Origin of the sequence: Lacihabitans sp. CS3-21, assembly GCF_024343675.1 — a bacterium.
Lineage (GTDB): Bacteria > Bacteroidota > Bacteroidia > Cytophagales > Spirosomataceae > Leadbetterella.
Genome location: NZ_RJUD01000003.1, coordinates 155,597 through 168,138, shown reverse-complemented (window position 1 = coordinate 168,138; position 12,542 = coordinate 155,597). Strand labels below are relative to the sequence as shown.

The 12,542-nt window shown below is 37.5% G+C and carries 9 protein-coding genes and 1 tRNA gene; all 10 read right to left on the bottom strand.

Features of this window, described 5'->3' with window-relative positions:
- Positions 1-27 precede the first annotated feature (27 nt).
- Positions 28-1,350, bottom strand: coding sequence for a quinol:cytochrome C oxidoreductase (locus EGI24_RS03260; RefSeq protein ID WP_255046857.1), 1,323 nt, complete (start codon positions 1,348-1,350; stop codon positions 28-30).
- A gap of 36 nt (positions 1,351-1,386) precedes the next feature.
- A complete protein-coding gene (locus EGI24_RS03255; protein ID WP_255046855.1) occupies positions 1,387-1,992 on the bottom strand; it encodes a cytochrome c in 606 nt (201 codons plus the stop codon).
- A 12-nt stretch (positions 1,993-2,004) separates the two neighbouring features.
- Entirely contained in the window at positions 2,005-2,526 is a 522-nt protein-coding gene (locus EGI24_RS03250) for a DUF3341 domain-containing protein (protein WP_255046853.1), read from the bottom strand.
- A 31-nt stretch (positions 2,527-2,557) separates the two neighbouring features.
- Positions 2,558-3,922 carry an NrfD/PsrC family molybdoenzyme membrane anchor subunit gene (gene nrfD, locus EGI24_RS03245; RefSeq protein ID WP_255046852.1) on the bottom strand — a complete coding sequence of 455 codons (1,365 nt, stop codon included), beginning with the start codon at positions 3,920-3,922 and terminating at the stop codon, positions 2,558-2,560.
- A 65-nt stretch (positions 3,923-3,987) separates the two neighbouring features.
- Positions 3,988-7,047 (bottom strand): TAT-variant-translocated molybdopterin oxidoreductase, encoded by a 3,060-nt coding sequence (locus EGI24_RS03240; RefSeq protein ID WP_255046851.1) that lies wholly within the window; start codon positions 7,045-7,047, stop codon positions 3,988-3,990.
- A 41-nt stretch (positions 7,048-7,088) separates the two neighbouring features.
- Positions 7,089-8,288 (bottom strand): c-type cytochrome, encoded by a 1,200-nt coding sequence (locus tag EGI24_RS03235; RefSeq protein WP_255046849.1) that lies wholly within the window; start codon positions 8,286-8,288, stop codon positions 7,089-7,091.
- Between the two features lie 232 nt (positions 8,289-8,520).
- Positions 8,521-8,591, bottom strand: a tRNA-Cys gene (locus EGI24_RS03230).
- A gap of 148 nt (positions 8,592-8,739) precedes the next feature.
- Complete coding sequence (gene rpsA / locus EGI24_RS03225; protein WP_255046848.1) at positions 8,740-10,563, bottom strand: 30S ribosomal protein S1; 1,824 nt, start codon at positions 10,561-10,563, stop codon at positions 8,740-8,742.
- A 524-nt stretch (positions 10,564-11,087) separates the two neighbouring features.
- Positions 11,088-11,591, bottom strand: a complete 504-nt coding sequence (locus EGI24_RS03220) for an HNH endonuclease (RefSeq protein WP_255046846.1) — start codon at positions 11,589-11,591, stop codon at positions 11,088-11,090.
- 153 nt (positions 11,592-11,744) lie between these two features.
- Positions 11,745-12,194, bottom strand: coding sequence for an SsrA-binding protein SmpB (smpB, locus tag EGI24_RS03215; RefSeq protein ID WP_255046845.1), 450 nt, complete (start codon positions 12,192-12,194; stop codon positions 11,745-11,747).
- Positions 12,195-12,542 lie beyond the last annotated feature (348 nt).

The window sequence follows — 12,542 nt, the reverse complement described above, 5'->3', positions numbered from 1 at the left end:
TTTTAAATAATTATCTTTTAAAAAAAATTAAATGTCGTGATGTAAACTTTCCTCGATGAATGGATGATTCTTGGCAATCAAATTGGCCTTAGAAAGCTGATTTGCTACAAAGTAAATAAACAGCGAAGCAAAAGTTAAAGTAGTACCCCATTCAATTATACCAATTCCGCCCTGATCTTTGGCTATACCTGGCATTTGAATTTGATAAAAATCAAACCAATGACCAATCAATATAGAACCACAAGCCAACTTTAAAAACATCCTATTTCTTTTTGAATCACGAGCCATTAGTATCAAAAATGGAAACACAAAATTCAACAAAAGGTTTATAATAAATGGAGCAAAATATCTGCCTCCATGTCCAGTAAACCTCTCACGGAAGTAAATTGTTTCTTCAGGAAGATTGGCATAGAAAATTAAAAGGAATTGGCTGAACCAAACATATGTCCAAAATACAGAAAAACCGAACATCAATTTGCCCAAATCGTGTATCGAACTAAAGGTAACTGCTTTTAAGTAACCTTTATCTTTCAACAAAAGAATTGCCAACATCATAGCTGCTAAACCAGCCACATGCCATGAAGCCAGATGATACCAACCAAACATAGTAGAAAACCAGTGTGTATCAATAGACATAGAAAAATCCCAAGCAGCAGTAGAAGAAGTAACAGCAAAGAATATTAAGAACATTTTTGCAAAATTTCTGCTTTTGTAATAGTAAGCCAAATCGTTGGTTTCGTCCTCTAACAATGAATATTTTCTTATTTGGGTCCATAGATAATACCATATAGCAAAATAAGCGATCATTCTAACCAAAAAGAAAGGAAAATTAAGATACCACGACTTACCCGCAATAATCTTATCGTAGTTCTCACTACCCACTTCCATAATGCCATGATGCGTCCAGTGGAATATAATATGCCTTGTATCAGGATACAAGAACAAGGCCAACATTATAATAGCAGGCACTATGATGAATGATGGGAAAGCTTCAGGAACTCTTTTGAATGAAGTATACCAACCTGCCTTTGCAACATAATTATAAGACAAAAAGAAAACCCCAACAACAGAAATACCTAAGAAATAAACGCTATTCATCCAAACATTTGCAACAATTCTTGAGAAAAGCGTTGTTCCATGATGATCACCGCCACCATGCTCAGCACCGCCGGCATGTTCAGCACCATGACCTGAATCCCAAACTCCTATACTCCAATGATTTTGTATCAAAAAGGCACCCAAAGCAACCATAGCTATACCAATGATTGCTGAAATAATAAGCTTTTTCCTCAATTCAGGACTAAAATCAAATGATTCGTCTAGTGAAGGTGTTTCGTGCTTGTGAGCCATTATATTATTATTATTTACAATTAAAACTTATCTAAATTAACCACCAATTTGTAATCTCTGTACATAATGGGCTATTTTCCATCTTTCTTCAGGTAAAACTTGAGCACCATGAGCCCACATTCTTCCTTTTCCATGTGTAATAACATGGAATACATGACCCATTGTCATATTTTTATAGGCATCCGCAGCATAATTTGGAACACCCTTATATTTAGCAGCAACTTTTCCATCACCTGCTCCACCAGCACCATGGCAATGCTGACAATTTTTTTCATACAATACCTTACCTTCTTCCTCAACGGCTTCTGACCAAGGTATAGGGTTCTTCAGAGTTTCAGCCAATGCCAAATCATCCTTACCTAAACCATAAATCATAAGATCGTTTACTACCGTACTATCATCCTGAACAAAAGAAGTCTTGTAATTTCTTCGTGAAATAGTTCCAGCCACTGGATAACGCATATTCATTCCGTTTGGATTGATAGCGTTTGGTTCAATCTGTGTTTGAGCCTCATAACCCAAAGAGTTGTACATATTGGGAGCAAATTCCCAGCCTGTATCATTTTTAGAATCGCATGAAACCAAGGAAAGACCTAAAATTCCGCTTAAAACAAGTTTAAAATATAATTTACTGTTTTTCATTTTAAGATTTTATTAAACTTCCTTAACATTTACTTCCTCAGCACCAATTTCGCTTAAAAACGCTGTAATTTCCGAATCAGAAACAGTGTTTTTGTTCAAATCAATAGCCATTGCAAATTTATCATCTGTGCTTCTGATATCGAATATAATTGGCTTTACACTTGGCCCTAATCCTTCCATAAAAAAGAAGGTAAATGACATACCAAATGCTGCTAATAAAACCGTTAATTCAAATACAATTGGAATATTGGTAGGGAAAGGGAAGAAATTCTTACCACCAATATTCATTGGCCAATCTACACCCAAAGTCCAAAAAGTAAGCAAAAATGCTAAGCAAGTTCCTGTTATTCCAAATAAAAAGGCAGGGATACCCATTCTTGGTCTTTCGTAACCTAAAGCATGATCAAGACCATGGACAGGATAAGGACAAAAAACCTCATGGATTTTAATTCCTTTGCTTCTGATTTTCTGAACCGCATCCATAACCACGTCTTCGTCGTTAAAAATGCCTACTATATATTTTTTATCTGTCATTTTAAGAACAATTAATCTTATTCGGAATTAATTAATGGTTGGATTTCTTTTCAGATGATGATTTTAAAACTGATTTCACCTCTGCCATATTTATTACCGGTAAAAACTTAGAGAATAAGAAGAAACAGGTAAAGAAGAATCCAAATGAGAACAAATAGTCTCCAATATCACCCATTCTAGGAGTGAAGTATGTCCAACTAGAAGGCAAGTAATCTCTATGTAATGAAGTTACAATAATTACAAAACGCTCAAACCACATACCTATGTTTACTACAACAGCAATTACAAATGAAACTACTATATTCTCTCTTAATTTTTTAAACCAAAAAACTTGTGGTGACATTACATTACAAAACATCATACCAAAATATGACCACCATAATGGACCAGTTGCTCTATTGATAAAAGCATATTTTTCGTACTCAACACCTGAATAGGCAGCAATGAAAAACTCAGTTATATAGGCAACACCTACAATCGAACCCGTCAAGGTGATGATTTTATTCATCAAAGAAATGTGTTCCAAAGTAATGTAGTCCTCTAGTTTGTAAACTACTCTGGTAACCAACATCAGGTTTTGAACCATTGCAAAGCCAGAGAAAATAGCCCCTGCAACGAAATATGGAGGAAAGATGGTGGTGTGCCATCCTGGAATAACCGAAGTAGCAAAGTCAAAGGATACAATAGTGTGTACTGAGAGTACAAGTGGTGTAGATAAACCTGCAAGAATTAAAGATACATCTTCATAACGAGCCCAAGTTCTTGCACCACCTGTCCAGCCTAATGAAAGTGCCCCATAAATAGTTTTACGAACACCAGTAGCTCTATCTCTTATTGTGGCCAAATCAGGAATTAAACCAATGAACCAGAACAAACAAGAAACAGAGAAATATGTAGATATGGCAAAAACGTCCCAAACTAAAGGAGAATTAAAGTTTACCCACAAAGAACCAAAAGTGTTTGGAAGCGGCAATGCCCAATAAGCTAACCAAGGACGACCCATGTGCATTAAAATGAATGAAGCCGCACAAAGAACCGCAAAGATGGTCATTGCTTCAGCAGCACGGTTGATTGATGTTCTCCATTTTTGGCGGAACAACAAAAGAATGGCAGAAATAAGTGTACCAGCGTGACCGATACCCACCCACCATACGAAGTTAGTGATGTCCCATGCCCAACCTACTGTTTTGTTCAAACCCCATACACCGAGGCCTTCCCACCATGTCCACAAAACCCAACCACCACCGTATAATAATACCAGGACAGAAATAGCAAACGCTATTTTCCATTCTTTAGTAGGCTTGGCTTCTACATGTCTGCAAATATCCTCAGTAACATCGTGGTAGGTTTTGCCTCCGGTTACTAGATGTTCTCTTATTGGTGAAACTACTGACATAATTATATCCTAGAAATATTTAGGAACTTTATTTATTTAAAAATTAATTACAAAAAATACAAAAATCAATGACCTGCATGCTCAGAATGATCTGTATGTGCTACAGCCTCTGCTTTCTTAACACCATCTTTGTTTCTAATTTTAACAAGATAGTTTACTTGAGGTATTACGTTGATTTCTTCTAACAATTGGAATCTTCTTCCTTCTTCTTCTTGCACCAAAAGTTTTGAAACTCTTGATTCCGGATCCAACATATCGCCAAAAGTTATGGCATTTGTAGGACAAGATTGAGAACATGCTGTTTCTATCTCTCCATCCACCGGACGACGCTTTTCTTTTTTGGCTGTAAGTTTACCAGCCTGAATTCTCTGAACACACATTGAGCATTTCTCAATAACACCTCTTGACCTTACAGTTACATCAGGGTTGATTACCATACGTCCCAACTCATTGTTGAAATGGAAATCAAAGTTATCGTTCTCAAAATATTTAAACCAGTTGAATCTTCTTACTTTATAAGGACAGTTATTTGCACAATATCTTGTACCTACACATCTGTTATAAGTCATTTGATTCAATCCTTCAGAACTATGTGTTGTAGCCAAAACTGGACAAACAGTCTCACATGGAGCATTTGAACAGTGCTGACACATCAATGGCTGAAATACAACCTCAGGATTGGCCGAAGCGGTTTCCATAGCTTTGTAACCAGCAACACTGTAACCTTCTTCTTCTGGAGCGTCTGAACTATAATATCTATCTATTCTAATCCAATGCATTTCTCTTGCACGAGCAACCTCAGCTTTACCAACAACCGAAACGTTGTTTTCTGCTTGACAACTAACCACACACGCTGCACAACCTGTACAAGTGTTAAGGTCGATTACCATTCCCCAGCTGTGGTTTTTCTTCTCGTGTCCGTTCCACAATGTGATTGAATAAGGTTTTTTCAGACCATCAGAAGTTGCAATCATTGGCTCGAATCTTCCAGCCTTTGAATTTTTAACATATTCACTCAACACTGACTCTTGAACCACTGCCTCACGGCCCATGTAAGTCTCGTGTGTTTGTGTCTGTGCTAAAGTATAACCACTCTTTGTTTTTTCAATTTTTGCTCCTCCCACCCATAGATTACTTGCTGTGGCAGAACCTTTTAGCAATGGCAACATAGCAACTCCTACATTACCTGCCTTTCCAGCAGCTGTACGACCGTAACCCATAGCTACTGTTACCGTGTCGTTTGCCTGGCCCGGTTGTATTAATATTGGTAGCTCAACGGTGTTGGCTCCAATAGTAAGATTTACCCAATCTCCAACTTCTAAACCAAGGTCAGCAGCAGTTTTTTGTGAAAACGCAGCTGTATTTTCCCAAGTAACTTTTGAAACTGGATCTGGCGTTTCTTGCAACCAAGGGTTGTTTGCTTGAATACCTGTACCAATTGTTACATTTTCGAAAACAAGTAATTCAATTCCTGAAGATTTAACTGAAGATACTTTTGCAGCTGCCTCGGCCAAATTTCCTGAAAAGGAAGCACCTAAAACAGTAGCATTTGGGGACTCATAAACACCATCGTGAAGAGCCTGAATCCAAGTTTTACCATTTAATATACTTGAAGTCCAAACATTTTTAACATAAGCCTGATAGTCAGAAGACTTACCAGCCCACGCTAATAAGCTTGACTCACCCTGACGAGAATTAAAAATATTAGAAATTACTGGCTGAGTAAGTGAATAATATCCTGCCTTTGGTGAAGCATCACCCCACGACTCTAAGTAATGTGTATTAAGAGCCAAATATGTACACAATGAAGCAGTCTCATTAGCTCTATCAGCAATGGCTACACTTAATTTTGACTTTTTCAAACCTTCTGCAATATCAGCACCTAATAGGTGGTCATAAACAGGATTTGAATCTAAAAATATAACTGCATCTACAGCTCCTGATTTCAATTCAGCAACGAATTGATTCATGGCAGCATCGTTGCCTTGTTTGTAATTAACAGTTGTTCCGAAATCTATTGTGTTTCCAAGGTTTCCTAAAAGACTGTTGATACCATTTACAATGGTCTGAACTGCTACATTATTTGAACCAGATACCACTAAACTAGCTCCTTTAGCGGCAACTAAGTCTTTGGCACATTTATCAATGTTTTCGAAATCAGCCTTAGCTACAGAAAGTTGAGAACCAACTCCCATGATAGCTGCAATTCTGTTATAAAGATTTGCTACAAATGCTCCTTCTTGCGAAGGCTTGAACATACCTCTGTAGTCAGCATTTGCTCCAGTCATGCTCATGCCAGTTTCAAACTGGTAATGTCTCGACATGGTTTTTTTGCCTCCTTTCGCACTGCTCAATCTTCTTGTTTCTGCCCATTGAGCTGAATGCTCGATTGGTGAAAGCCAAGTTCCAAGGAAATCGCAGTTGATACCTACAATTACATTAGCTTTATTAAACAAATATGAAGGGATAACAGCCTTACCAAAACTCGTTCCATTGGCTTCAATCAAAGCTGAAGCTGAGTTAGAATCGTATGTCACATGTTTTGCAGAAGGATACTTTGAGGCAAAATCTGCTAATACTGATTTGGTACTTGGTGAAAGAATGGTATTAGAAACCACTCTAATATTTGTAGAAGAAGCCAAAGCTGCCGAAACTTCCTTGTCTAATTCAGCCCAAGTTGTTTTCTTACCCCCTTTTGTAGGCTCTTTTGATCTTTCGTTATCATATAAAGACAATAACGAAGCGTGTACATGAGCAGCTACACCGCCTTTGGTTACCCCTGAAAGCTTATTTCCTTCTATTTTAACAGGTCTTCCTTCTCTGGTTTTTACTAAAATACTACAATAGCTGCCTGCTTGAGCAAAAGTTGAAGCATAATAGTTAGGAATACCAGGCTCGATGTCTTCAGGTTTATTTAAATATGGAATTGTATGTCTAACTGGTGCATTACAAGCCGCCAAAGAAACAGCAGCAACTCCAAATCCCAACATTTTCAAGAAATCGCGTCGGTAAGTGCCGCCCTCTAATCCCTCTAAATTAAATTCTTTATCGGCATTTTTGACAACGCTGATATCGTTTTTCAACTCTTCAATACCTTTCCAATACCTTTTATTAGTATTCTCCATGAGTATGTATATATAAAATTCTCTTTATTACTTGAAAAAAATTAATAGTGGCATTTGGCACACTCCAAACCGCCTATGTCTTCCACTTTCATGGCCTCTTTAGAGGTGCTATTGTGAGCTGTAAGCAAAGCATCATAATATGCATTTCCTTTTGAGTTCACATCCGTTTTTCTATGACAATCAATACACCAGCCCATAGTAAGCGTGTGGCGTTGCTGTACTACCTCCATGTTTTTGATATCGCCATGACAGTTTTCACAATCTAAGCCAGCCACGTTGGTGTGCTGAGCATGATTAAAATATGCCAAATCAGGAAGGTTGTGTACTCTTACCCACTCAATTGGCTGATTTTTCTCTATCGCAGTATATATTTTCTGAATTTCAGGAGATTCTCTCTTAATGGTATTGTGGCAATTCATACAAATACTAGAAGAAGGGATACCCGATTGTTTTCCTTTATAAACTCCAGTATGACAATAAGCACAATTGATTTCCATATCTCCAGCATGAAGCTTGTGAGAGAAATTGATTGGTTGTGTAGGAGCGTATCCTTGGTGAACACCAATTTTAAATAATCCATCTAAAGTAGCCTTGGTGCCTAACAATACAAACATCCAAATAACCGCAGTTACTATAGTTTTGTTGGCGGACAAGCCTTTAAAAGTAGATTTCAAATTGTCCATTGCTGATGGCATACCTTCAAGAGACTCCCCTTTAGCTAATGTAGACAACAACTTAAGAACAGCGAGCAGTGCAACAAGTACCAGACCCATAATCACCAACAAAGCCACTAAAACTATGTTGAAGAACTTACCTCCAGATGTTTCTTGGGCTGGAGCGGCTGTTGCAGCACCAGGAGCGGCGGCTGCAGGAGCAGCGTTTGCTGTTTTAACATAAGCAAGGATGTTTTTAATTTCGGCGTCTCCATAAGCGGGAAAAGCCGTCATTTGTGTTTTGTTGAATTTTTCATACAATTCAACTGCATATTTATCTCCACTTGAAATAACAGCGGCTGGATTATTAATCCATTTTTTTAGCCAAGCGTAATCTCTTCTGTCTTCGATACCAGCTAAACCTGGACCTACAACCACAGAAGCGTCAACCGCGTGACATTGAGCACAGTTATTTTTGAAAAGAGTTTCTCCGGCAGCAGCATCACCATCTTGGGCGAATGTGTTTAATGTTAGTACAAAAACGAGGGCTACAAGAGTTAGTAATTTTTTCGAAATATTATTTATCATTTTAAATTATAATATTGCAATTTTTGAGAGTACAAAGCTAAGGTAGGAATGCTTTTTATCAAAATATGTAATGTGATTTTTTTTGAATAAAATAAATTTAGAATCATTTTAAATAATAATGCAACTAATTGAAAATGAATTATTTGAAACAAAAAATACCATTTGAAAAGTAGTTTTAACTAACCTATCAAATGGTATTAATTTTAGATTTTGACTTTTATCAAAATTTTTGAGGTCCCGAGCGGATTCGAACCGCTGTAGAAGCTTTTGCAGAGCTCTGCCTAGCCGCTCGGCCACAGGACCCTCTTATTTAAAGGAATGCAAATTTATGACCAAATAGCTGTTTTGCCAAAATTATTTTAGAATATTCTTAAATTTTTCTTAAAAAATGAAATGGCTGCCTTATAGACAGCCATTTCTGAAGAAAAATTATTTTTAAGAAAAACTGAGATTAAGCCTCATCAGATGTTTTCTTTTTAACTACTTTCTTTTTTGGAGAAGCTTCTTCGCTTTCAAGTTGATCTCTCAAAGCCGAAAGAGCTGACAAGTCACCCAATGTAGATTTCTCCATTTCAGGCATTTTTACTTTATCAGTTGCTTTTACTGGAGCTTTTTTCTTCTCTACTTTAGGCTCTTCTTTTTGAACTTCCCAAGTTTTTGAATGAGAAAGAACGATTTTCTTTTCTTCTTTATTAAACTCAATTACTTCAAAAGAAAGTTTCTCGCCCATTTCGCCCATTGTTCCGTCTTCTTTAGCGATAGCTTTTAGACCAGCTTGTCCTTCGATACCGTAAGGAAGTTCTAATGTAACTTGTTTTTCGTTTTTACCAACGATGTTACACTCGTGTACCGTTCCTACTTCGAATACTGTTTCGAAAGTATCCCAAGGATTTTCTTCCAAGTGCTTGTGGCTAAGAGCCAATCTTCTGTTGTCAACGTCCAATTCAAGTACGATTACTTCAAGCTCCTCTCCGATTTTAACGAAATCAGATGGGTGCTTGATTTTCTTAGTCCAAGAAAGGTCAGAAACGTGAACCAGACCGTCTATACCTTCTTCTAGCTCTAAGAATAAACCGAAGTTGGTAAGGTTACGAACTGTTCCTTTATGTTTAGTGCCAATAGCGTATTTAGCCAAAAGATCTTGTTTTGTCCATGGATCTTCTGTCATTTGCTTGATACCCAATGACATTTTTCTTTCGTCTTTATCCATAGTCAATACAACAGCTGAGATATCGTCACCGATTTGCAAGAAATCAGACGGGTTTCTCAAGTGTTGTGACCAAGACATTTCTGAAACGTGGATAAGACCCTCCACACCTGGCTTCAATTCAAGGAATGCACCGTAATCTGCAATGTTTACGATTTTTCCGCTCACTTTAGAACCTACTTCTAGGCCTTCAGCTAATGAATCCCAAGGATGAGCCTCCAATTGTTTCATACCCAATGAGATACGCTTCTTGTCATCATCAAAGTCAAGAACCACAACTTTGATTTTATCGTCAAGATTCAATACTTCGTTAGGGTGGTTTACTCTACCCCACGAGATATCCGTGATGTGTAGTAATCCATCTACGCCACCAAGGTCGATGAATACACCGAAGTTGGTAATGTTTTTAACCACACCTTCCAATACTTGTCCTTTCTCAAGGTTAGTAAGGATTTGCTGACGTTGCGACTCAAGGTCTTTCTCGATCAATACCTTGTGCGATACTACTACGTTGTCGTTGGTATGGTTGATCTTAACCACTTTCACTTCCATACGTTTTCCTACAAACACATCAAAGTCTCTGATAGGTTTAACGTCGATTTGTGAACCTGGCAAGAAAGCCTCAATACCAAAAATATCTACAATAAGACCACCTTTTGTGCGACGCTTAATTAGAGCATCAACAATAATGTCAGTCTCAAGAGCACCTTCAATTTTAGACCAAGCTGTAAGGATTCTGGCTTTTTTACGAGAAATAACCAATTGTCCTAAAGCATCTTCTTGTTTTTCGATGAAAACCTCAACTTTGTCACCCACTTTAAGGTCTGGCAAGTCGCGGAATTCTGAACGAGAAACTATTCCATCTGATTTGAATCCGATGTTTAATAAAACTTCTCTGTCTGTAATACCTACCACAAGGGCATCTACTACGTCTTTTTCTTCGATTGCGGCGAAAGTTTCACCGTAAACTGCTTCTAAATCTGCTTTCTCGGCAGCGGTGTATCCTCCACCAATGCCTTTTTTTGTTACTTTCTCCCAATCGAAATCAGGAAATGTTTGATTTGTCATATATGAATTAAACTGCTCATTATTACATCAATAGACCGAGCTTTTCTACTGAAATTGATTAAAAATTGATAATTCCTCGTTAAAAAGGAGTGCAAAGGTAGGGAATTTGAGAAAATATGCAAGAAAAGTGTAGAGATTTTTTAGGTAAATGGTTAAAAATCAGGCTTCGGCTCCGCTAAGCCACCTTTGGCTCCGCTAAGCCACCTTTGGCTCCGCTCAGCCACCTTAGACTCCGCTTAGCCACATTCGACTCCGCTCAGCCACATTCGACTCCGCTCAGCCACATTCGACTCCGCTCTGCCACATTCGACTCCGCTCAGCCACATTCGACTCCGCTCGGCCGCCTATGGCTCCGCTAAGTAACCGAAGTCCTTGAGCTCGGTAATCGTGAAAATACGTAAGATTAGCATGAATTGAAAAAGGTATTTAACAAAAGACACAAAGATTTACCCAGCGAACTGCCTGATTATCAACAGGAAATATAAATTTGTTAAATATACTGAATAGGAATAACAATTGAAACCCTACCTGCTCTTACTCAAAAATGGCAGCCAGTTTTCTTCAAGGTTACCCGAGCAATCCCTAACAAACATTAGAAAGGTTGGTTTGAATGGCTTCACTTTAAGATTCATTTTTGCTTCTTCGGGGGTGTAGCTCCCTTTTTCTGAGTTACAACGTTTGCAAGCCGTTACCAAGTTTTCCCAGTGGGTTTTGCCACCTCGAGATTTTGGCATTACGTGATCCAATGTCAAATCGCTTTGTTTACCGCAATATGCACAGGTATTGTTGTCTCGCTTAAAAATATTTTGGCGAGTCATCACCACATTTCGAAATGGCACAGAAACATAAGAGTTTAGACGAATAATAGAAGGAAGGGGATAGTTTCTGTTAATGGTTCTGATTTTATCTTTGGGATTTTCAGCAACGAGTTCGGCCTTATTGAGATAGACCAATAAAAAAGCCTTTGGAACAGTACAAATACTGATGGCTCTGTAGTCGGCATTTAGGATTAACACTTTCCGCCCCATAAACAATTAGATTTTTGAACAATAGACTAATTGTCAGGCAATTTAATGAATTCTTTCTGAAATATAAACCTATAAAATGAAATTAATCAGAAAATAATATTGAGTGGTCAAATCTTTAAATATTAGGCGGTTAGGTAGATACATACTAAAAACCTATTCATCTCTACTTCTGTCTCTTGAAACGTCTTTTTCTTTGATACTTTCTCGTTTGTCATAGAGTTTTTTACCTTTGGCTAAGGCAATGTCGAGTTTGGCAAGCCCGCCTTCGTTTATATAGATTCGGGTGGGTATGATGGTCAGGCCTTTGTCAGTTAGTTTATTAATCAGTTTCTTTATCTCTTTTCGGTTAAGCAATAGTTTACGCTCGCGGAGTGGCTCGTGGTTATTATAAGTGCCGTTATCGTATTTAGAGATATTTAGATTTTTAACATACAATTCATTCTTTTGAAAAAAACAATAAGCATCTGACATACTCACTTTGCCTTCTCTGATAGACTTTATCTCGGTGCCTGTAAGTACCATTCCAGCAGAATATTCTTCAAGAAAGAAAAATTCGAATCTGGCCTTTTTATTGGATATATCAGTAGTTTTGACAAATTTCATGTTACAAGGAATATAATTGGGACACAAAAGTAACAAAAAAAATCCCTGCCTCAATGATAGTGACAGGGATTCCGACTTACGTGCTTTCCTAATAATCCATGTGCTGGCCATAGGCCTTTACGAGGGATTAAATCTTTAAGAGCTAAGCTCTAATATTTTTGATCGTGTTTGATTCTAGATAGCAAATGTAAAAAGCGAAAAATAAAATTCCAATCAAATCCATGATTTTTAACATTTCGGGTATTTAGTAAGGAATTTTCTATCCGCTTAATAACTTTGTGTTATGCTATAATGCTTTACCAATACTGTGCCAATTTTTGGAACACTAGTTAAAAAAAACAAAATAAT

Bases quoted from the DNA above. Each gene is read 5' to 3' on its own strand.
- EGI24_RS03255 (WP_255046855.1), bottom strand. From the start codon at position 1,992: ATGAAAAACAGTAAATTATATTTTAAACTTGTTTTAAGCGGAATTTTA.
- EGI24_RS03220 (WP_255046846.1), bottom strand. From the start codon at position 11,591: ATGGGGCGGAAAGTGTTAATCCTAAATGCCGACTACAGAGCCATCAGT.
- smpB (WP_255046845.1), bottom strand. From the start codon at position 12,194: ATGAAATTTGTCAAAACTACTGATATATCCAATAAAAAGGCCAGATTC.
- nrfD (WP_255046852.1), bottom strand. From the start codon at position 3,922: ATGTCAGTAGTTTCACCAATAAGAGAACATCTAGTAACCGGAGGCAAA.
- EGI24_RS03250 (WP_255046853.1), bottom strand. From the start codon at position 2,526: ATGACAGATAAAAAATATATAGTAGGCATTTTTAACGACGAAGACGTG.
- EGI24_RS03240 (WP_255046851.1), bottom strand. From the start codon at position 7,047: ATGGAGAATACTAATAAAAGGTATTGGAAAGGTATTGAAGAGTTGAAA.
- EGI24_RS03235 (WP_255046849.1), bottom strand. From the start codon at position 8,288: ATGATAAATAATATTTCGAAAAAATTACTAACTCTTGTAGCCCTCGTT.
- rpsA (WP_255046848.1), bottom strand. From the start codon at position 10,563: ATGACAAATCAAACATTTCCTGATTTCGATTGGGAGAAAGTAACAAAA.
- EGI24_RS03260 (WP_255046857.1), bottom strand. From the start codon at position 1,350: ATGGCTCACAAGCACGAAACACCTTCACTAGACGAATCATTTGATTTT.